We start from the raw sequence: 19,466 nt of genomic DNA on the forward strand, positions 1-19,466 counted from the left end.
AGATCCTGGATCGCGTATGTCTACGCATCCCGCCCCCGCCCTCGGCACCCTCGCCCCCCGCCTGACCGAGCTGTCGCTGCGCGACGCGCACCGGATCGGGCGGCGGCTGGAGGGCGCGCGCAAGATCCGCAAGCCGGAGGCGCGCGCCGCCGTGCTCGCCGAGATCGAGACCGAGATCGACCGCGCCGCCGGCCGGATGGCCGAGCGCCGCTCCCGCGTGCCGGCCGTCACCTACCCCGAGCAGCTGCCGGTCAGCCAGAAGAAGGACGCGATCGCGGACGCCATCCGCGACCACCAGGTCGTCATCGTGGCCGGTGAGACCGGCTCCGGCAAGACCACGCAGATCCCCAAGATCTGCATGGAGCTGGGCCGGGGCGTGCGCGGCATGATCGGGCACACCCAGCCGCGCCGGATCGCCGCCCGGACGGTCGCGGAGCGGGTCGCCGAGGAGCTGCGGACCCCGCTCGGCGAGGCCGTCGGCTGGAAGGTCCGCTTCACCGACCAGGTCAACCCGGACGCCACCTTCGTCAAGCTGATGACGGACGGCATCCTGCTCGCCGAGATCCAGACCGACCGCGAGCTGCGCGCCTACGACACGATCATCATCGACGAGGCCCACGAGCGGTCCCTCAACATCGACTTCCTGCTGGGCTACCTGGCCCAGCTGCTGCCCAAGCGCCCGGACCTGAAGGTCGTCATCACCTCGGCGACCATCGACCCCGAGCGCTTCTCCCGGCACTTCGGCGACGCCCCGATCATCGAGGTGAGCGGGCGGACGTATCCCGTGGAGGTCCGCTACCGGCCCCTCCTGGAGGAGGAGTCCGAGGACGCCGACCGCGACCAGATCACCGCCATCACCGACGCCGTCGAGGAACTGATGGCCGAGGGGCCGGGCGACATCCTCGTCTTCCTCTCCGGTGAGCGGGAGATCCGGGACACCGCGGACGCGCTGGAGAAGAAGAAGTACAGGTTCACGGAGGTCCTCCCCCTCTACGCCCGGCTCTCGCACGCCGAGCAGCACCGCGTCTTCCAGCAGCACACCGGGCGCAGGATCGTTCTGGCCACCAACGTCGCCGAGACCTCCCTGACCGTCCCGGGCATCAAGTACGTCATCGACCCCGGCTTCGCCCGGATCAGCCGCTACAGCCACCGCACCAAGGTCCAGCGGCTGCCCATCGAGCCGGTCTCCCAGGCCAGCGCCAACCAGCGCAAGGGCCGCTGCGGCCGTACGTCCGACGGCATCTGCATCCGCCTGTACTCCGAGGAGGACTTCCTCGCCCGCCCGGAGTTCACGGACGCGGAGATCCTGCGGACGAACCTCGCCTCCGTCATCCTCCAGATGACCGCGGCCGGCCTCGGCGACATCGAGAAGTTCCCTTTCATCGACCCGCCGGACCACCGCAACATCCGCGACGGCGTGCAGCTGCTCCAGGAGCTGGGCGCGCTGGACCCGGCCCAGAAGGACCCCCGCAAGCGGCTCACGGACACCGGCCGCAAGCTGGCCCAGCTGCCGGTCGACCCGCGGCTGGCCCGGATGGTCCTGGAGGCCGCCGAGAACGGCTGCGCCCGCGAGGTCATGGTCATCGCCGCCGCGCTGTCCATCCAGGACCCGCGCGAGCGCCCGGCCGACAAGCAGACCCAGGCCGACCAGCAGCACGCCCGCTTCAAGGACGAGACCAGCGACTTCCTCGCCTATCTGAACCTGTGGCGGTACATCCGCGAGCAGCAGAAGGAGCGGGGGTCGTCGTCCTTCCGCCGGATGTGCAAGCAGGAGTACCTGAACTTCCTGCGCATCCGCGAGTGGCAGGACATCTACACCCAGCTGCGCACGGTCGCCAAGCAGATGGGCATCCACCTCGAGGAGCCCTCGGCGGGTACCGACGCCCCGGCCGACCGCGTCCACGTCTCCCTCCTCGCCGGCCTGCTCTCCCACATCGGGATGAAGGACGTCAAGGACGGCAACAAGAACGAGTACCTGGGCGCCCGCAGCGCCAAGTTCGCGATCTTCCCGGGCTCGGCGCTGTTCAAGAAGCAGCCGAAGTTCCTGATGTCGGCGGAACTGGTGGAGACGTCCAGGCTCTGGGCCCGGGTCAACGCCAGGATCGAGCCCGAGTGGGTCGAACCGCTGGCCGAACACCTGCTGAAGCGCACGTACAGCGAACCGCACTGGGAGAAGGACCAGGCGGCCGTGATGGCGTACGAGAAGGTCACGCTGTACGGCGTCCCGATCGTCGCCCAGCGCAAGGTGAACTACGGCCGGATCGACCCCGAGGTCTCCCGCGAGCTGTTCATCCGCAACGCGCTGGTGGAGGGCGACTGGCGCACGCACCACAAGTTCTTCGCCGACAACCGCAGGCTGCTCAGCGAGGTCGAGGAGCTGGAGCACCGCGCCCGGCGCCGGGGCATCGTCGTGGACGACGAGACCCTGTTCGACTTCTACGACCAGCGGGTGCCCGAACACGTCGTCTCCGGCGCGCACTTCGACTCCTGGTGGAAGCACAAGCGGCACGAGCAGCCCGACTTCCTGGACTTCGAGCGGGAGATGCTCATCCGGGAGTCCGCGGAGGCGGTCACCAAGGCCGACTACCCGGACACCTGGCGCCAGGGCAACCTGAAGTTCAAGGTCACCTACCAGTTCGAACCGGGCGCGGACGCCGACGGCGTGACGGTGCACATCCCGCTCCAGGTGCTCAACCAGGTCACGGACGAGGGCTTCGACTGGCAGATCCCGGGCCTGCGCGAGGAGGTGGTGACCGAGCTGATCCGCTCGCTGCCCAAGCCGATCCGCCGCCACTACGTCCCGGCGCCGAACTACGCCAAGGCGTTCCTGGAGCGGGCGGTGCCCCTCCAGGAGCCGCTGACCGTCACCATGGCCCGCGAGCTGAAGCGGATGGTCGGCGTGCCCTTCGAGGCGGACGACTTCGACTGGGCGAGGGTCCCCGACCACCTGAAGATCACCTTCCGGATCGTCGACGAGCGGCGCCGCAAGCTCGCCGAGGACAAGGACCTGGAGGTGCTGAAGCTCAGGCTGAAGCCGAAGGCGCGCAAGGCCCTGTCCCAGGCCGCGGCGGCGACCGCGTCCCGCGAGGGCGGCGAGTCCCTGGAGCGCGCGGGCCTGACCGACTGGACGATCGGCGCGCTGACCCGGGTCTTCGAGACGCGCCGGGCCGGGCAGCCGGTGCGGGCGTACCCGGCGCTGGTGGACGACGGCGACACGGTCTCGGTCCGGCTGTTCGACACCGAGGCGGAGCAGACGGAGGCCATGTGGAAGGGCACCCGCCGGCTGATCCTGCGCAACATCCCGGTGAACCCGGCGAAGTTCGCGTCCGAGAAGCTGACGAACCAGCAGAAGCTGGCCCTGTCCGCGAATCCGCACGGCTCCATCCAGGCCCTGTTCGACGACTGCGCGATGGCGGCGGCGGACAAGCTCATCGCGGACTTCGGCGGTCCGGTGTGGGACGAGGAGTCGTACCGGAAGCTGTACGACAAGGTGCGCGCGGAGATCGTGGACACCACGGTCCGCACGGTCGCCCAAGTGCAGCAGGTGCTGGCCGCCTGGCAGGCCTGTGAGCGGCGCCTGAAGGCCGTACGCAGCCCCGCCCTGCTCGCCAACCTGACGGACGTCCGCAAGCAGCTGGACGCCCTCGTGAAGCCCGGCTTCGTCACCTGGGCGGGGATACGCCGCCTGCCCGACCTGATGCGCTATCTGGTGGCCGCCGACCGGCGCCTGCAGCAGATGCCGGCCAACGCGCAGCGGGACACCACGCGCATGGAGAAGGTCCACGAGATGCAGGACGAGTACGCCTGGCTGCTGGAGCAGCTGCCCCAGGGCCGGCCGGTGCCGCAGCAGGTGCTGGACATCCGCTGGATGATCGAGGAGCTGCGGGTCAGCTATTTCGCCCACGCGCTGGGCACGGCGTACCCGGTGTCGGACAAGCGGATCGTGAAGGCGATCGACGCGGCGGCCCCGTAGCCGACCCGGTACGGAGGGTGAGTTCGACCAGCACCCTCACCCTCCTGTACAGTCCTTCTCGCAGCGCAACGCACGAACAAGCGCCGCGAGCAAGGTCCTGTGGAGCAGTTTGGAGTGCTCGCCACCCTGTCAAGGTGGAGGCCGCGGGTTCAAATCCCGTCAGGACCGCATCGAACCGAGGCCCGCTTCCCGCAAGGGAAGCGGGCCTCGGTCGTGTTTGCGGGAAACGCCGATCCCGCTCGCGCCCCCGCCCGTCGCGAAGTGGCCCCCGCCGGGCGGCTCTTCACCCTTCCGGTGGCGGCGCGCGGCCTTGACGGCGTCTCTTTCCACCGGTACCCAGGGAGCAGGGCCCGTTCCTCCTGTGCGGCCCCTGGAGGTGGCGTATGACGGCGTCGGTCAGGCACGAGACGCGGGCGCTTCTGAGGGCCCATCTGGCGGCCGCCACGTCCTACCGGCATCTCACCCGTCACTGTCCCGTCTGCCACCATCTGCTGCGGCTGGCGATGGCCGCCGGCCCGCGGGGCCAGGAGGGCGAGCGGGAGGCCGCCGAGGGCGAGGGCCGCCCGCGCGCGTGACCCCGCCGGACCCAACACCCGTACGCACATGGGCCCCTGAGAGCGGTGCGGCTCTTTAACCCATGCGTGCCGGGAGCGGCAAGCGCCCTGCCGTGTGACGGGAGTCACCGCACGAGTTGGGGAAACAGGGGAACTTACCCCTCTCCTACAATGGGTCAATTTAATATGTGCAATTGCACTGTGACCCGGGGTCGCACCCAGCCGTTCCGACAGGCCTCCCCAGACTCCGACAAGGACGCTCACAGACCCCGCCCCCGCCCGCACCCCGCGCACAAAAAAGATCGCGCTGGACCCGGCGGGGTCCAGCGCGATCGACGACGCACCCTGTGCTGTGTGCCTACGACGTTCTCTTCGGCTTGGGCGTGGGGCCTGTTGGGGCAGGTCCCGCGTCGTGTGGAGCCAAGGTTTCGGGCGCCCCGGACGGTTGGGGGACCGTCCGTCTTGCCCGGTTACGCGGTTGTTCAGGCCTCGCTGCGCTGCTGCGGGATGCCCGCCAGCAGCGCCCGGACCTCCGCCTCGCGGTAGCGGCGGTGCCCACCGAGCGTGCGGATGGACGTGAGCTTGCCGGCCTTCGCCCACCGCGTGACCGTCTTGGGGTCGACGCGGAACATGGTGGCGACCTCAGCGGGGGTCAGCAGCGGCTCGGCATCAGGGGTGCGAGCGGTCATGAGCGGCCTCCTCGGGAGAACCGAACCTTCTCGGTTCTTTCCTCTAAATTCTGCACCTTGACCCGCGTTGCCCGAAATGGCGGACGCAAGTCGAGTCGGTTATAGGACGAACGGCTTGTCCTCGGCACTACAACTACACCATCTGTCCAGCCGCGTCGGCCAAACCGATGGAATTGCCCTCCCAGGTGTTCATCAGCGACGGAAGCCGATGGACCATGCCATAGCGGACAGTCACCCCACTGTGACGATCAGTCACAGTGGGGTTCAGGAGTCACCGGACCCCCCAAAGCGTGCAATGCTGAGATTCCGGCCACAATGGAGCATAGTGGGACGGACGGAGCCCTCCCCGGACTCCTTGTCCTATTTTGGCACGAGGGGTGGCTTCCTGGGCAAGGGCCTTGTAAGTGCTGTCCATCACCCTTGGGACAAAAGTCCAGATCGAGTCCAACGTCCCGTCAGATGGTCAAGCGAGGTAGAACGTACGTCCTCCGGGCCGGTTTGACCGTGACCCACGTCACTCAGTTCGCGGAGCGCCGGTCCCGGACCGCCCGCCAGCGCTCCACCAGCCGCCCGTACGCCTCCCCGGCGGCCATGCCGTCGCCCCGGCGCAGCGCCTCGATCCCGGCCGCCACGTCCGCCGCCGAGTGGTCGCCCTCCAGCTCGCCCGCCGGCAGCACGTGCACCAGCCCGCCGTAGTCCAGCTCCACCAGCGAGCGCGGGTGGAACTCCTCCAGCCAGCGGCCGACGTCCACCACGCCGTCGATCAGCGGGCCCTCCTCGACGGTGTCCCGCAGCGTGCGCAGCGCCCGCGCCACCCGGCGCCGGGCCTGCACCATCGCCGTGCGGTAGCGCAGTACCGGGGGCACGTCGGCGGTCCCCTCGTCGTACCGCCGCTCGTCGTCCGCGACCAGCACGAACCAGTTCAGCGGCACCTGCCAGGTCGCCGTGCGGATCCACGGGCGGGCATCCGGGTTGCGGGCGAGCCAGCGCTCGTAGTCCTGGGCCGCCTGCCGGCGCACCACCGGCGGCAGCACCGCGTCCAGCACCGGCGGGGGCAGCTCCTCCGCGAGCCCGTCCAGGGCCTGCCAGCCGCGCAGCCGGGTCCGCCAGGGGCACACGCAGACGACCCCGTCGACCTCCAGCACGAAGGCGTCCCCGCTCTCGTGCACCGGCACCGCGATCGGTGGGGTGGCCACCAAGTCGGCCAGGGAGCGCCGCAGTTCGTCCTGGTAGGAAGGGCGGTCGGGGCGGCGGGCGTAGCGCGCCCAGTGGTCGCGCTCGGGCTCCGGGAAGGCGCCCAGCGGCTCGTACACACGCAGGTAGGCGGCATAGGGGACGACCACGGAGGACACCTTGGGCACGCCTGCTCCCTCCCCATCGGGCCCGGCTCGAAACCACTGCGCATCGTGTCACGGTCATGCGTGCGTCAGGGCTCCGTGCGAGTGATCCTGAACACTGAGCGGATGGTGACGGGGCCGAGGCTCTACGCTCATGCCACGGCTCCCCGCCACCCGTACGGGGACCGACCCCACTCGCCGCTAGTACACAGGAGTCACCACAGTGACCGACGTAACCGGCGCGCCTGCCGATGTTCTGCACACCCTGTTCCACTCGGACCAGGGCGGTCATGAGCAGGTCGTGCTCTGCCAGGACCGCGCCAGCGGCCTCAAGGCCGTGATCGCCATCCACTCCTCCGCCCTCGGCCCCGCCCTCGGCGGCACGCGCTTCTACCCGTACGCGACCGAGGCCGAGGCCGTGGCCGACGCGCTCAACCTCGCGCGCGGGATGTCGTACAAGAACGCCATGGCCGGTCTCCGTCACGGCGGCGGCAAGGCCGTGATCATCGGCGACCCCGAGCGCGACAAGACCGAGGAGCTGCTGCTCGCCTACGGGCGGATGGTCGCCTCCCTCGGCGGTCGCTACGTCACCGCCTGCGATGTCGGCACCTACGTCACCGACATGGACGTGGTGGCCCGCGAGTGCCGCTGGACCACCGGCCGCTCCCCGGAGAACGGCGGGGCCGGCGACTCCTCGGTGCTCACCTCCTTCGGTGTCTACCAGGGCATGCGCGCCTCCGCCCAGCACCTGTGGGGCGACCCCTCGCTGCGCGGCCGCAAGGTCGGCGTCGCGGGCGTCGGCAAGGTCGGCCACCAGCTGGTGCGGCACCTGCGCGAGGAGGGCGCCGAGGTCGTGATCACCGACGTGCGCCCGGACGCCGTGCGCCGGATCCTCGACCAGTACCCCGAGGGCGTGACGGCCGTCGCCGGCACCGAGGAGCTGATCCGCGTCGAGGGCCTCGACATCTACGCCCCCTGCGCCCTCGGCGGCGCGCTGAACGACCTCACCGTGCCGGTGATCACCGCAAAGGTGGTGTGCGGCGCGGCCAACAACCAGCTCGCCCACCCGGGGGTGGAGAAGGACCTCGCCGACCGCGGGATCCTCTACGCGCCGGACTACGTGGTGAACGCGGGCGGGGTCATCCAGGTGGCCGACGAGCTGCACGGGTTCGACTTCGACCGGTGCAAGGCCAAGACGTCGGAGATTTTCGACACCACGCTGGCCATATTCGCACGTGCGAAGGAAGACGGGATCCCGCCGGCCGCCGCGGCCGACCGGATCGCCGAGCGGCGGATGGCCGACGCCCGTGCGAACGGCGCCGAGCGCTAGCCCGTTCGCACATATGAGCGGTACCCGTCGGCGGGAACTTCGAGAGAACTCTCACTTCCCCCGGCGGGTCGTTCCCCGATAAGTGGTTAAAATCGCCACTGACCAGCGAGGACGGGGCGCCTCGAAGGTCCTGGGCAGACGCGCTTGCTGCGGGCGACGTACCGTATGGGCGCGGGCTCAGGTACCGTGGAAGCCCTACGGACCGGCCTCTCCGCGGAGAGTCCGTTCCAGATCATGAACGCGTGTCAGACTCTGGGGCCGTCGAGCCCCGTCGTTGAGGGGGTCGAGCCATGGGGCGCGGCCGGGCCAAGGCCAAGCAGACGAAGGTCGCCCGCCAGCTGAAGTACAACAGCGGTGGGACGGACCTCTCACGCCTGGCCGAGGAGCTGGGCGCATCGACGTCGAACCAGTCGCCGAACGGCGACCGTTTCGAGGACGATGAGCACGACGACGACCTGTATGCACGGTACGCCGACCTCTATGAGGACGACGACGACGAGGACGACGGTCCTCAGCAGCACCGTCGCGGCGCGTAACGCTTGCAGCGGGCTTTACCGCACTTTCCCGGTCCGGGGCCTTGGCGCCGGACCGGGTTTTGTGCTGCCGTCGCGGGGCCGGGGCCCCGCGTACCGGTCTTACGCGTAGTCACCGATCAGCTCGGCGCCCGTCGTCCTGTCGCCGCGCTCGGTGATCTCGCCGGCCACCCAGGCGTCGACGCCCCGGTCGGCCAGGGTCGCGAGGGCCACCTCGGCCGACTCCTGCGGGACGATCGCCATCATGCCGACGCCCATGTTGAGGGTCTTCTCCAGCTCCAGGCGCTCGACGCTGCCGGTCTTCCCGACCAGGTCGAAGATCGCGCCCGGGGTCCAGGTGGAGCGGTCCACCACGGCGTGCAGACCGTCCGGGATCACCCGGGCCAGGTTCGCCGCGAGGCCGCCGCCGGTGATGTGGCTGAACGCGTGCACCTCGGCGGTGCGGGTCAGCGCCAGGCAGTCCAGCGAGTAGATCTTCGTCGGCTCCAGCAGCTCCTCGCCGAGGCTGCGGCCCAGCTCCGCGATCTCCGACTCCAGGGCCAGCCCGGCGCGGTCCAGCAGGACGTGACGGACCAGGGAGTACCCGTTCGAGTGAAGCCCGGAGGACGCCATGGCGATCACCGCGTCACCCGTGCGGATGCGATCGGCGCCGAGCAGCCGGTCGGCCTCCACGACGCCCGTACCGGCCCCGGCGACGTCGAAGTCGTCCTCGCCCAGCAGGCCCGGGTGTTCGGCCGTCTCACCGCCCACCAGGGCGCAGCCGGCCAGCACACAGCCTTCCGCGATGCCCTTGACGATGGCCGCGACCCGCTCGGGGTGGACCTTGCCGACGCAGATGTAGTCGGTCATGAACAGCGGCTCGGCGCCGCACACCACGATGTCGTCCATGACCATGGCGACCAGGTCGTGGCCGATGGTGTCGTAGACGCCCATGCGGCGGGCGATGTCCACCTTCGTGCCGACGCCGTCCGTGGCCGAGGCCAGCAGGGGACGTTCGTAGCGCTTGAGGGCGGAGGCGTCGAAGAGCCCGGCGAAGCCGCCGAGGCCGCCCAGCACCTCGGGGCGCCGGGTCTTCTTCACCCATTCCTTCATGAGCTCGACCGCGCGGTCGCCCGCCTCGATGTCGACGCCCGCCGCTGCGTAGCTGGCACCGGTTGTCTCAGACATGACTGTGAGAGCTTTCGTGTCGTACTGCGGGGGTGTTACGGGCGACGGATCGCGTCGGCCGCGGCCGTGGCGGCGGGACCGGCGGCCAGCTCGGTCTCCAGCAGCTGCTTTCCGAGCAGCTCGGGGTCCGGCAGCTCCATCGGGTACTCGCCGTCGAAGCAGGCGCGGCACAGGTTCGGCTTGGCGATGGTGGTCGCCTCGATCATGCCGTCGATGGAGATGTAGGCGAGGGAGTCGGCGCCCAGGCTGGTGCCGATCTCCTCGATGCTCATGCCGTTGGCGATCAGTTCCGCGCGGGTGGCGAAGTCGATGCCGAAGAAGCAGGGCCACTTCACGGGCGGCGAGGAGATCCGGATGTGGACCTCGGCGGCGCCCGCCTCGCGGAGCATGCGGACCAGGGCGCGCTGCGTGTTGCCGCGCACGATCGAGTCGTCGACGACGACCAGGCGCTTGCCCTTGATGACTTCCTTCAGCGGGTTCAGCTTCAGCCGGATGCCCAGCTGGCGGATGGTCTGCGAGGGCTGGATGAAGGTCCGGCCGACGTAGGCGTTCTTGACCAGGCCGGCGCCGAAGGGGATGCCGGAGGCCTCCGCGTAGCCGATGGCGGCCGGAGTGCCGGATTCCGGGGTGGCTATGACCAGGTCGGCCTCGGCCGGGGCCTCCTTGGCCAGCCGGCGGCCCATCTCCACGCGCGAGAGGTACACGTTGCGGCCGGCGATGTCGGTGTCCGGGCGGGCCAGGTACACGTACTCGAAGACACAGCCCTTGGGCTTCGCTTCCGCGAATCGCGAGCTGCGCAGGCCGTTCTCGTCGATGGCGACGAACTCGCCCGGCTCGATCTCGCGCACGAAGCTGGCGCCGCAGATGTCCAGGGCGGCCGACTCGGAGGCGACCACCCAGCCGCGCTCCAGGCGGCCGAGGACCAGCGGGCGGATGCCCTGCGGGTCACGGGCGGCGTAGAGGGTGTGCTCGTCCATGAAGACGAGCGAGAAGGCTCCCCGCACCTTCGGGAGGACCGTATGGGCGGCCTCCTCGATGGTCAGCGGTTTGCCGTCCTCGTCGACCTGGGCGGCCAGCAGGGCCGTCAGCAGGTCGGTGTCGTTGGTCGCCGCGACCCGGGTGGAGCGGCTGTTGTTGTCGTTGGGCAGTTCGGCGACCATCTCGGCGAGCTGCGCCGTGTTGACCAGGTTGCCGTTGTGGCCGAGCGCGATCGAGCCGTGCCCGGTGGCACGGAACGTCGGCTGGGCGTTCTCCCACACGGAGGCTCCGGTGGTCGAGTAGCGGGCGTGTCCGACCGCGATGTGACCCTGGAGCGAACCGAGCGAGGTTTCGTCGAAGACCTGGGAAACCAGGCCCATGTCCTTGAAGACGAGGATCTGGGAGCCGTTGCTGACCGCGATTCCCGCGGATTCCTGACCCCGGTGCTGGAGGGCGTAGAGCCCGAAGTACGTGAGCTTTGCGACCTCTTCACCCGGAGCCCAGACGCCGAAGACGCCGCAAGCGTCCTGGGGGCCCTTTTCGCCGGGAAGCAGATCGTGATTGAGTCGACCGTCACCACGTGGCACGCCACCGAGTGTAGGCGAGGTCGACCACTGGTCCGAATTGGGGATACGTGCCCTCGCCCGGCCCGACCGCTCCGATCACCTTGGTGCTTTCTACGTTTACGCAGGTCACCCGGCGTGTTGCGGCGATCGGACCGTTTCCGGGACGGGCCGTCGCGAGGCGAATACGAACGATTCGCCGCCGCGATGAGTGAGGTGTCGCACATCATTCGGGCGCGCCGCGGCCGAGCCGGACGAGGTCACCGTGACCGCTGGTGAGGGTGAGCCTGCCCTGCTCGACGGTACCGGTGACCGTCTGCCCGTCGAGCACCCGGGTGAGCGCCCGCTCGAAGCGCGTCCGCGCGGGATCGCAGGCCATCTTGGTGGTGCGCAGCGCCCCGAAGGTGATCCGGTCCCCGTGCACGCCGACGCGGGCGCTGAACCGGTTGCAGCCGAGATCGCCGGCCGCGGTGCCGTCGGTGCCGATCCTCAGGTGCGGGGAGCCGCCGGCGGGGGCGCCGAGGGTCTCACCGCCCGCCGTGACGCTCTCGACCCGCCACTCCACGCCGGTCACCGACGCGTTCCCGCCCATGGCACTCCTGTCCGCCGCCCCGGCGGCACAGCCCGCCAACAGGGGAACCATCAGCAGCCCGAGCCACTTGCCGTGCCGTTTCATACCGTTGGGACGAGGGCGGGCGGCCGCCGGTTCCGCTACCCCAGCAGCGGCAGCAGCCCGCCGAGGTCGGCCCGCTCCCCGCTGGCGGCGACCTGCGCGCCGGCCACGGCGTCCGCCCAGGCCAGGCGGCCGGTGGCGAGCCGGATCCAGGTCAGCGGGTCGGTCTCCACGACGTTGGGCGGGGTGCCGCGGGTGTGCCGGAGCCCTTCCACGCACTGCACGACGGCGTACGGCGGCACGCGCACCTCGGTGGAGCCGCCGGGCGCCTTGACCGCGAGCGCATCGGCGAGCAGCCGGGTGGCGGCGGCCAGGGCCTGCCGGTCGAACGGCACGGCGAGGCCCGGGACGGCGGCGTTCAGGTCGTCGGTGTGGACGACGAGTTCCACCGTGCGGGTGACGAGGTAGTCGTCCAGCGGCATGGCGCCCGCGTTGGTCTCCAGCAGCCGGCCGGCAGGGTGCTCGGCCAGCAGGGCCCGCAGGCCGTCCTCGGCCTCGGCGAGGTAGGCGTCGAGGTCCGGGCGCTCCACGGCGAGCCGGCGCGTGAAGTCGTCGATGGCGGCGGAGTTGGCGGCCGTGGCGAAGGTCCAGTCGACCAGCCGGACGTCCTGCTTCGGCGGCGCCGGGCGGGCGGCGGCCCGCAGCACGGCGGTGACGGCCATGCCGATGTGCACGACCAGCTCCCGCACGGTCCACTCCCCGAGCCGCGTGGGCAGCCCGAGCCGCTCCTCGTCCAACCCGCGCACGGCCTCCCGCACGTTGCCGAACTGGGCGAGGACGGCGGCCCGCGTCCTGGCCGGGTCGTAACCACGCACACGCTTCCTGGCTGTTGGCATGCGGCCGAGCCTATGCGGACCTCCGCCGTCGATCACTCGTGCGGGTGGTCGACGCCGAAACCCGCCTCGCGGCGCCGGGACCGGACAACGGTGGCCTGTGCCTGGAAGGGGGGCAACATGACGGTTATGGCCGAGCGCACGTCTCAGATGTCGGTGCAGGAGTTCGAAGCGATCGCCTCCGCCGCTCCCGAGACCGTCACGTTGGAGTTCGTCAACGGACGGATCGGAGTCAAGAAGGTGGCCGACGGGGACCACGACACCATCGTTACCTGGCTGGCCCGACGCTGTATGCAGACGAGGCCCGACCTCGATGTGTACCAGGCCCGTGGACTCCGAGTCGACGCATACCACGAGGGCAGGACCAGGCCGGACGCCGTGATCGCCCCGGAGGCCCACTTCGCCGGGCACGGCGAGTGGGCCGACCCGGCCGGTGTGCTCATGGTCGTCGAGGTCACCTCGTACGACTCGGACACCGACCGGCGGGACCGGCACGAGAAGCCGACCGCGTACGGCCAGGCGGGAATCCCGCTCTACCTCTTGATCGACCGGGACTCCCGCACGGTGACCGTGCACAGCGGGCCGGACCGGCAGATCGGCGGGTACCGGGACGTCCACACCGCGAAGTTCGGCGAGAAGGTGGCCCTTCCCGGCCCGATGGGCATCGAGCTGGACACGGAGATCCTCAAAGACTACGTGCGCTGAAACCAGGGGGTCCCGCCCGGACACACTCGTCCGGGCGGGACCCTCACGGCGTACGACCGCTTACGCCAGCAGCGCCGGGATCGTCTCCTCGTGGGCCTTGCGGAGGTCTTCCAGGGGGAGGGAGAACTCGCCCTGGATCTCGACCGCGTCGCCGTCCACCACGCCGATGCGGGTGGCCGGCAGGCCGCGGGCGCCGCACATGTCGGTGAAGCGGATCTCCTCCGAGCGCGGGACGGCGACGATGGCGCGGCCGGCCGACTCGGACAGGAGGAAGGTGAAGGCGTCCAGGCCGTCGGGGACGACCAGGCGGGCGCCGATGCCGCCGAGCAGCGCCGACTCCACGACCGCCTGGATCAGACCGCCGTCGGACAGGTCGTGCGCGGAGTCGATCATGCCGTCGCGGGAGGCGGAGATCAGGATCTCGGCGAGCAGCCGCTCCCGCTCCAGGTCCACCGCCGGGGGCAGGCCGCCGAGGTGGTCGTGGACCACCTGGGACCAGGCCGAGCCGCCGAACTCCTCGCGGGTGTCGCCGAGGAGGTAGATCAGCTGGCCCTCCTCCTGGAAGGCGACCGGGGTGCGGCGGGCCACGTCGTCGATCACGCCGAGGACGGCGACGACCGGGGTCGGGTGGATCGCCGCGTCGCCGGTCTGGTTGTAGAGCGAGACGTTGCCGCCGGTCACGGGCGTGCCGAGCTGCTGACAGCCGTCGGCGAGACCGCGTACCGCCTCCGCGAACTGCCACATCACCGCCGGGTCCTCGGGCGAGCCGAAGTTCAGGCAGTCGGAGACCGCCAGCGGCTTGGCGCCCGTGGTGGCGACGTTCCGGTAGGCCTCGGCAAGGGCCAGCTGCGCGCCCGTGTACGGGTCCAGCTTGGCGTACCGGCCGTTGCCGTCCGTCGCGATCGCGACGCCGAGACCGGTCTCGTCGTCGACGCGGATCATGCCGGAGTCCTCCGGCTGCGCCAGCACGGTGTTGCCCTGCACGAAGTGGTCGTACTGCTGCGTGACCCACTTCTTCGACGCCTGGTTCGGCGACGCCACCAGCTTCAGGACCTGGTCCTTCAGCTCCTCGCTCGTCTCCGGGCGGGGGAGCTTGTTCGCGTCGTCCGCCTGGAGGGCGTCCTGCCAGTCGGGGCGGGCGTACGGGCGTTCGTAGACCGGGCCGTCGTGCGCGACCGTGCGCGGGTCGACGTCCACGATCTTCCCGCCGTGCCAGAAGATCTCCAGCCGGTCGCCGTCGGTCACCTCACCGATGACGGTGGCGATGACGTCCCACTTCTCGCAGATCTCCAGGAAGCGGTCGACCTTGTCCGGCTCCACGACCGCGCACATGCGTTCCTGCGACTCGCTCATGAGGATCTCCTCGGGCGAGAGCGTGGAGTCGCGCAGCGGCACGTCGTCCAGGGTGACGCGCATGCCGCCGGAGCCGTTGGAGGCCAGCTCGGAAGTGGCGCAGGACAGACCGGCCGCGCCGAGGTCCTGGATGCCGACGACCAGCTTCTCCCGGAACGCCTCCAGGGTGCACTCGATGAGCAGCTTCTCCTGGAAGGGGTCGCCGACCTGGACGGCGGGGCGCTTGGAGGGCTTGGCGTCGTCGAAGGTCTCGGAGGCCAGGATGGAGGCGCCGCCGATGCCGTCGCCGCCGGTCCGGGCGCCGTAGAGGATGACCTTGTTGCCCGCGCCGGACGCCTTGGCGAGGTGGATGTCCTCGTGCCGCATCACACCGATGGCACCGGCGTTGACCAGCGGGTTGCCCTGGTAGCAGGCGTCGAAGACGACCTCGCCGCCGATGTTGGGCAGGCCCAGGCAGTTGCCGTAGCCGCCGATGCCCGCGACGACGCCCGGCAGGACGCGCTTGGTGTCGGGGTGGTCGGCGGCGCCGAAGCGCAGCGGGTCCACGACCGCGACCGGGCGGGCGCCCATCGCGATGATGTCGCGGACGATGCCGCCGACGCCGGTGGCCGCGCCCTGGTAGGGCTCGACGTACGACGGGTGGTTGTGCGACTCGACCTTGAAGGTCACGGCGTAGCCCTGGCCGACGTCGACCACGCCGGCGTTCTCGCCGATGCCGACGAGAAGGGCGTCCGACCGCGGGGCCTTCTCACCGAACTGGCGCAGGTGGACCTTGGAGGACTTGTACGAGCAGTGCTCGGACCACATGACCGAGTACATGGCGAGTTCGGCACCGGTCGGGCGGCGGCCGAGGATCTCCACCACCCGCTCGTACTCGTCCTTCTTCAGACCGAGTTCGGCCCAGGGCAGCTCGACGTCGGGGGTCGCGGCCGCGTGCTCGACCGTGTCCAGAGGCGTCCGGCTCATGCGCCCACCAGCTTCTTGAGGATCGAGGTGAAGAACGGGAGCCCGTCGGTACGGCCCGTACCGATCAGCGGCTCGACGGCGTGCTCGGGGTGCGGCATGAGGCCGACGACGTTCCCGGCCTCGTTGGTGATGCCGGCGATGTCCCGCAGCGAGCCGTTCGGGTTGAAGTCGAGGTACCGGAAGACGACGCGGCCCTCCGCCTCCAGCTTGTCGAGCGTGTACTCGTCGGCGACGTACCGGCCGTCCATGTTCTTCAGCGGGATGTGGATCTCCTGCCCGGCGCGGTAGTCGCCGGTCCAGGCCGTCTCCGCGTTCTCCACCCGCAGCTTCTGGTCGCGGCAGATGAAGTGGAGGTGGTCGTTGCCGAGCATGCCGCCCGGGAGCAGGTGGGCCTCGGTGAGGACCTGGAAGCCGTTGCAGATGCCGAGGACCGGCAGCCCGGCCTTCGCCTGCTCGATCACGGAGTCCATCACCGGCGAGAACCGGGAGATGGCACCGGCCCGCAGATAGTCGCCGTAGGAGAAGCCGCCGGGCAGGACCACGGCGTCGACCTGCTTGAGGTCCTTGTCCTTGTGCCACAGGGCGACCGGCTCGGCGCCCGCGAGGCGGATCGCGCGCTGGGTGTCCCGGTCGTCCAGGCTGCCCGGGAAAGTGACGACGCCAATACGAGCGGTCACTTGGCCGCCTCCGCGACTTCGTCGACCCGGACCGTGAAGTCCTCGATCACGGTGTTGGCGAGGAAGGATTCCGCGAGATCGCGGATGCGGGCGAGGGCGGCCTCGTCGACCGGCCCGTCAACTTCCAGTTCGAAACGCTTTCCCTGACGTACGTCCGAGATCCCTTCGAATCCCAGGCGGGGCAGCGCACGCTGGACCGCCTGGCCCTGGGGGTCGAGGATCTCCGGCTTGAGCATGACGTCGACTACGACGCGTGCCACTGGCACTCCCGGTGTGTGGTGCTGAGCAGGTTCCTTCAGACTACCCGCACAAAATTTCTACGCGGGTAGAGTTGGAGGAAAGTACGTGAGGCGCATCACGATCGGGTGTCGAAGCCACGCCCCCGCGAAAAGATCTGGGAAAGTTCCACAGTCCGCCCGCCCACGCCTATTGCGCCCGGACACGCGGGCGGATTTAGTCGGGCTTCACATTTCATTGCCGGGCACTGTACAAATGAATTGGCAATAGCCGATACTCGGCACGTCGTCGGCGCTGAGCTGTAACGACGTGCCGCACGAAGGGACCGATATTCGTGGCGCAAAAGGTCGTGGTCACTCTCTTTGACGACATCGACGGCTCGGAAGCGGCGGAAACGATCGCCTTCGGACTCGACGGCAAGTCGTACGAGATCGACCTGAACGAAACCAACGCCGAGAAACTGCGCAAGGCGCTCGCGCCGTACGTGGAGGCCGGCCGCAAGCGGTCGCGCTCCGGCAAGGCGTACAAGCAGACGGAGGTCGCCCCCGACCCGGCGGCCGTCCGCGCCTGGGCCCAGGCCAACAAGATGGACGTCCCGGCCCGCGGACGCATCCCGAAGAAGGTCTACGAGGCGTTCACCGCCGCCCAGTGAGCCCGCGAAGGGGCGGCTCCCAGGGACCGTCAGGGACCCCTGGGAGCCGTGCACTTGGGACATACGGGACCCGGGAGGGAGCCGACTTGCGCAACCCCCCCGGCGATCGGCTAATGTCTGGGACACGCCGAGGGGCGAGGCCGACAGGCCGGATCCCGAGGACACGCGGGTGTAGTTCAGTAGCAGAACATCCCCCTTCCAGGGGGAAGGCGCAGTGTGCAATTCCTGTCACCCGCTCCGCACCGCCGACACGACCACTGCCGTGGATCGGGTAGGCTGGTGCTCGCACCGGTCGGTGAGAGCCGATCGGGGGCAGTGCGGACGTAGCTCAGTTGGTAGAGCGCAACCTTGCCAAGGTTGAGGTCGCGAGTTCGAGCCTCGTCGTCCGCTCGGGAATGAGACCCCGGTCCATCGGACCGGGGTCTTTTCGTTCCCCGGGGCCCTTCTGACATTTGTCATGCGCGGGGATGACATCGCGCACTGCCGGCGGGCGCCCGCGGCGGGGACGCTGGTGCCATGAACATCGACGGGGACGAGCACGTGATCGAGGTCACCGACCTCAGGCGTGTCTACGGAGGCGGCTTCGAGGCCGTACGCGGAATCAGCTTCTCCGTGGCGCGCGGGGAGATCTTCGCCCTGCTGGGCACCAACGGCGCCGGGAAGACGTCGACGGTGGAGCTGCTGGAGGGACTGGCCGCACCGGCCGGCGGCCGGGTCCGGGTCCTCGGCCACGACCCCCTCCACGAGCGGGCCGCCGTACGGCCCCGCACCGGCGTGATGCTCCAGGAAGGCGGCTTCCCCGCCGAGCTGACCGTCGCGGAGACCGCCCGGATGTGGGCCGACTGCACCACCGGAGCCCGGCCGGAGGCCGAGGTGCTGGAGCGGGTGGGGCTCGCGGACAAGCACGGCGTACGGGTCAAGCAGCTGTCCGGCGGGGAGCGCCGCCGCCTCGACCTGGCCCTTGCGCTGCTCGGCGACCCGGAGGTGCTCTTCCTCGACGAGCCGACCACCGGACTGGACGCCGAGGGCCGCCGGGACACCTGGGCACTGGTGCGCGCGCTGCGGGACCAGGGCACCACCGTGCTGCTCACCACGCACTACCTGGAGGAGGCCGAGGAGCTGGCCGACCGGCTCGCCATCCTGCACGAGGGCCGGATCGCCGCCTCCGGCACACCGGCCGAGGTCACCGCCGGCCGCCCCTCCCGGATGTCCTTCGAACTGCCCCCGGGCTACCTCCCCGGCGATCTGCCGCCGCTCGCCGCCCTCGGCGTCTGCGACCACGAGTACGACGGCCGGACCGTCCGGCTGCGCACCCGCGAACTCCAGCGGACCGCCACCGCCGTCCTCACCTGGGCCGAGCGGGCCGGGGTCGAACTGCGCGCGCTGGACGTGCGCTCGGCCTCCCTGGAGGAGGCCTTCCTCGGGATCGCCGGCAAGCGGGAGGAGGTGGCGGCGGCATGAGCATGTCCCTCACCGCGCCCTCCGTGCGCCGGCTGCGGGCGCTGGCCCGGGCCGAGCTGACCCTGCTCGGCCGCAACCGCGGGGTCATCGTCACCGCGCTCCTGGTGCCGCTCCTGCTGCCGTTCAGCGTGCGGCCGGCCCTGGACCACGTGGACCTGGAGAAGCAGGGCATCAGCATCGGCTCCGCCATGCTCACCGCCGGGATCGGCTTCTCGTTCCTCTTCGCCGTCTACAGCGCGCTCGTCAACGCCTACGTGGCCCGCCGCGAGGAACTCGTCCTGAAGCGGCTGCGCACCGGCGAGCTGACCGACACCGAGATCCTCGCCGGCACCGCCCTGCCCACCCTGACCGTGGGCCTCGCGCAGTCCCTGGTGCTGTGCGCCGGATGCGCGGTCCTGCTGGACGCCGGGGCCCCCGAAGCGCCGTACCTGAGCCTGCTGGGGCTGCTCGCCGGGCTGGTGCTGAGCGCCGCGCTGGCCGCCCTCACCGCCACCGTCACCCGGACCGTGGAGAGCGGTCAGGTCACCGCGCTGCCCTTGGTGTTCGGTTCGATGATCGGCTCGGGGATCATGGTGCCCACCGAGGTCATGCCGGAGCCGCTCGCCTCCGTCTGCGAGCTGCTCCCGCTGTCCCCCGCCATCCGGCTCGTCCGGGGCGGCTGGACCGGCCAGTTGAGCGCCTACGAGGCACTGGGCGCGCTCGCGACCGCGCTGGCCTGGACCGTGGTGGCGGTGGTCGCTGTCCGACGGTGGTTCCGGTGGGAGCCCCGGCGCTGAGGAACGGGG

17 protein-coding genes and 3 tRNA genes are annotated in these 19,466 nt (G+C 70.3%); 11 read left to right on the top strand and 9 right to left on the bottom strand.

Features of this window, described 5'->3' with window-relative positions; all coding sequences use genetic code 11:
- Nucleotides 1-16 precede the first annotated feature (16 nt).
- The 3 genes from hrpA to ACZ4W9_RS29605 all read left to right on the top strand — a co-directional run bounded on the left by hrpA (nucleotide 17) and on the right by ACZ4W9_RS29605 (nucleotide 4,548).
- Nucleotides 17-3,973: an ATP-dependent RNA helicase HrpA gene (gene hrpA, locus ACZ4W9_RS29595; protein ID WP_467940955.1), complete on the top strand. Its 3,957-nt coding sequence runs from the start codon at nucleotides 17-19 to the stop codon at nucleotides 3,971-3,973.
- A gap of 93 nt (nucleotides 3,974-4,066) precedes the next feature.
- Nucleotides 4,067-4,141 (top strand) — tRNA-Asp (locus ACZ4W9_RS29600).
- 215 nt (nucleotides 4,142-4,356) lie between these two features.
- Nucleotides 4,357-4,548, top strand: a complete 192-nt coding sequence (locus ACZ4W9_RS29605) for a DUF6274 family protein (protein WP_467940957.1) — start codon at nucleotides 4,357-4,359, stop codon at nucleotides 4,546-4,548.
- Nucleotides 4,549-5,009: 461 nt separating this feature from the next.
- Here the strand turns inward: ACZ4W9_RS29605 and bldC are convergent, their stop codons facing one another.
- Both bldC and ACZ4W9_RS29615 read right to left on the bottom strand, forming a co-directional pair.
- Nucleotides 5,010-5,216 carry a developmental transcriptional regulator BldC gene (gene bldC, locus ACZ4W9_RS29610; protein ID WP_003949541.1) on the bottom strand — a complete coding sequence of 69 codons (207 nt, stop codon included), beginning with the start codon at nucleotides 5,214-5,216 and terminating at the stop codon, nucleotides 5,010-5,012.
- A gap of 518 nt (nucleotides 5,217-5,734) precedes the next feature.
- A complete protein-coding gene (locus ACZ4W9_RS29615) occupies nucleotides 5,735-6,577 on the bottom strand; it encodes a DUF8083 family protein (protein WP_467940959.1) in 843 nt (280 codons plus the stop codon).
- Between the two features lie 199 nt (nucleotides 6,578-6,776).
- On the opposite strand from ACZ4W9_RS29615, the gene ACZ4W9_RS29620 reads away from it, so the two are divergent.
- Complete coding sequence (locus tag ACZ4W9_RS29620; RefSeq protein ID WP_467940961.1) at nucleotides 6,777-7,883, top strand: Leu/Phe/Val dehydrogenase; 1,107 nt, start codon at nucleotides 6,777-6,779, stop codon at nucleotides 7,881-7,883.
- A 290-nt stretch (nucleotides 7,884-8,173) separates the two neighbouring features.
- Nucleotides 8,174-8,419, top strand: a complete 246-nt coding sequence (locus ACZ4W9_RS29625) for a DUF3073 domain-containing protein (protein ID WP_318202591.1) — start codon at nucleotides 8,174-8,176, stop codon at nucleotides 8,417-8,419.
- 99 nt (nucleotides 8,420-8,518) lie between these two features.
- Here ACZ4W9_RS29625 and purM read toward each other — a convergent pair whose 3' ends face one another.
- The 4 genes from purM to ACZ4W9_RS29645 form a co-directional block, all read right to left on the bottom strand.
- On the bottom strand, nucleotides 8,519-9,583 hold the full coding sequence (gene purM, locus ACZ4W9_RS29630; protein WP_467940964.1) for a phosphoribosylformylglycinamidine cyclo-ligase: 1,065 nt from the start codon (nucleotides 9,581-9,583) through the stop codon (nucleotides 8,519-8,521).
- A gap of 35 nt (nucleotides 9,584-9,618) precedes the next feature.
- Nucleotides 9,619-11,148, bottom strand: coding sequence for an amidophosphoribosyltransferase (gene purF, locus ACZ4W9_RS29635; protein WP_467940966.1), 1,530 nt, complete (start codon nucleotides 11,146-11,148; stop codon nucleotides 9,619-9,621).
- A gap of 202 nt (nucleotides 11,149-11,350) precedes the next feature.
- Nucleotides 11,351-11,716, bottom strand: coding sequence for an META domain-containing protein (locus ACZ4W9_RS29640; protein WP_467940968.1), 366 nt, complete (start codon nucleotides 11,714-11,716; stop codon nucleotides 11,351-11,353).
- A 119-nt stretch (nucleotides 11,717-11,835) separates the two neighbouring features.
- Complete coding sequence (locus ACZ4W9_RS29645; protein WP_467940970.1) at nucleotides 11,836-12,633, bottom strand: maleylpyruvate isomerase family mycothiol-dependent enzyme; 798 nt, start codon at nucleotides 12,631-12,633, stop codon at nucleotides 11,836-11,838.
- Nucleotides 12,634-12,750: 117 nt separating this feature from the next.
- On the opposite strand from ACZ4W9_RS29645, the gene ACZ4W9_RS29650 reads away from it, so the two are divergent.
- Nucleotides 12,751-13,335 carry a Uma2 family endonuclease gene (locus ACZ4W9_RS29650; protein ID WP_467940972.1) on the top strand — a complete coding sequence of 195 codons (585 nt, stop codon included), beginning with the start codon at nucleotides 12,751-12,753 and terminating at the stop codon, nucleotides 13,333-13,335.
- Between the two features lie 60 nt (nucleotides 13,336-13,395).
- Here the strand turns inward: ACZ4W9_RS29650 and purL are convergent, their stop codons facing one another.
- The 3 genes from purL to purS are packed head-to-tail and all read right to left on the bottom strand — an operon-like array spanning nucleotide 13,396 to nucleotide 16,591.
- The gene (gene purL / locus ACZ4W9_RS29655) at nucleotides 13,396-15,654 is read right to left on the bottom strand and encodes a phosphoribosylformylglycinamidine synthase subunit PurL (RefSeq protein WP_467940974.1); all 2,259 of its coding nucleotides are present in this window, start codon (nucleotides 15,652-15,654) and stop codon (nucleotides 13,396-13,398) included.
- Nucleotides 15,651-16,331, bottom strand: a complete 681-nt coding sequence (gene purQ / locus ACZ4W9_RS29660; RefSeq protein ID WP_318202585.1) for a phosphoribosylformylglycinamidine synthase subunit PurQ — start codon at nucleotides 16,329-16,331, stop codon at nucleotides 15,651-15,653. The genes purL and purQ overlap by 4 nt, the downstream gene beginning before the upstream one ends.
- Nucleotides 16,328-16,591 carry a phosphoribosylformylglycinamidine synthase subunit PurS gene (gene purS, locus ACZ4W9_RS29665; RefSeq protein ID WP_014673609.1) on the bottom strand — a complete coding sequence of 88 codons (264 nt, stop codon included), beginning with the start codon at nucleotides 16,589-16,591 and terminating at the stop codon, nucleotides 16,328-16,330. The genes purQ and purS overlap by 4 nt, the downstream gene beginning before the upstream one ends.
- 311 nt (nucleotides 16,592-16,902) lie before the next feature.
- Between purS and ACZ4W9_RS29670 the strand changes: the two genes are divergently transcribed.
- The 5 genes from ACZ4W9_RS29670 to ACZ4W9_RS29690 all read left to right on the top strand — a co-directional run bounded on the left by ACZ4W9_RS29670 (nucleotide 16,903) and on the right by ACZ4W9_RS29690 (nucleotide 19,457).
- On the top strand, nucleotides 16,903-17,220 hold the full coding sequence (locus ACZ4W9_RS29670; protein ID WP_318202584.1) for a histone-like nucleoid-structuring protein Lsr2: 318 nt from the start codon (nucleotides 16,903-16,905) through the stop codon (nucleotides 17,218-17,220).
- A gap of 165 nt (nucleotides 17,221-17,385) precedes the next feature.
- Nucleotides 17,386-17,457 (top strand) — tRNA-Gly (locus tag ACZ4W9_RS29675).
- Between the two features lie 80 nt (nucleotides 17,458-17,537).
- Nucleotides 17,538-17,610, top strand: a tRNA-Gly gene (locus ACZ4W9_RS29680).
- A 126-nt stretch (nucleotides 17,611-17,736) separates the two neighbouring features.
- On the top strand, nucleotides 17,737-18,681 hold the full coding sequence (locus ACZ4W9_RS29685) for an ABC transporter ATP-binding protein (protein ID WP_467940977.1): 945 nt from the start codon (nucleotides 17,737-17,739) through the stop codon (nucleotides 18,679-18,681).
- Nucleotides 18,678-19,457, top strand: a complete 780-nt coding sequence (locus ACZ4W9_RS29690; RefSeq protein ID WP_467940979.1) for an ABC transporter permease — start codon at nucleotides 18,678-18,680, stop codon at nucleotides 19,455-19,457. Before ACZ4W9_RS29685 ends, ACZ4W9_RS29690 begins: the two co-directional genes overlap by 4 nt.
- The last annotated feature ends 9 nt before the right edge of the window (nucleotides 19,458-19,466 follow it).

It is taken from the genome of Streptomyces sp. NPDC029296 (genome assembly GCF_055569255.1).

Excerpts from the sequence above, each read along its gene's own strand:
- ACZ4W9_RS29625 (WP_318202591.1), top strand. The coding sequence starts at position 8,174 with ATGGGGCGCGGCCGGGCCAAGGCCAAGCAGACGAAGGTCGCCCGCCAG.
- ACZ4W9_RS29685 (WP_467940977.1), top strand. The coding sequence starts at position 17,737 with ATGAACATCGACGGGGACGAGCACGTGATCGAGGTCACCGACCTCAGG.
- purL (WP_467940974.1), bottom strand. The coding sequence starts at position 15,654 with ATGAGCCGGACGCCTCTGGACACGGTCGAGCACGCGGCCGCGACCCCC.
- hrpA (WP_467940955.1), top strand. The coding sequence starts at position 17 with ATGTCTACGCATCCCGCCCCCGCCCTCGGCACCCTCGCCCCCCGCCTG.
- purM (WP_467940964.1), bottom strand. The coding sequence starts at position 9,583 with ATGTCTGAGACAACCGGTGCCAGCTACGCAGCGGCGGGCGTCGACATC.
- ACZ4W9_RS29690 (WP_467940979.1), top strand. The coding sequence starts at position 18,678 with ATGAGCATGTCCCTCACCGCGCCCTCCGTGCGCCGGCTGCGGGCGCTG.
- bldC (WP_003949541.1), bottom strand. The coding sequence starts at position 5,216 with ATGACCGCTCGCACCCCTGATGCCGAGCCGCTGCTGACCCCCGCTGAG.
- ACZ4W9_RS29645 (WP_467940970.1), bottom strand. The coding sequence starts at position 12,633 with ATGCCAACAGCCAGGAAGCGTGTGCGTGGTTACGACCCGGCCAGGACG.
- ACZ4W9_RS29605 (WP_467940957.1), top strand. The coding sequence starts at position 4,357 with ATGACGGCGTCGGTCAGGCACGAGACGCGGGCGCTTCTGAGGGCCCAT.
- ACZ4W9_RS29640 (WP_467940968.1), bottom strand. The coding sequence starts at position 11,716 with ATGGGCGGGAACGCGTCGGTGACCGGCGTGGAGTGGCGGGTCGAGAGC.
- ACZ4W9_RS29650 (WP_467940972.1), top strand. The coding sequence starts at position 12,751 with ATGACGGTTATGGCCGAGCGCACGTCTCAGATGTCGGTGCAGGAGTTC.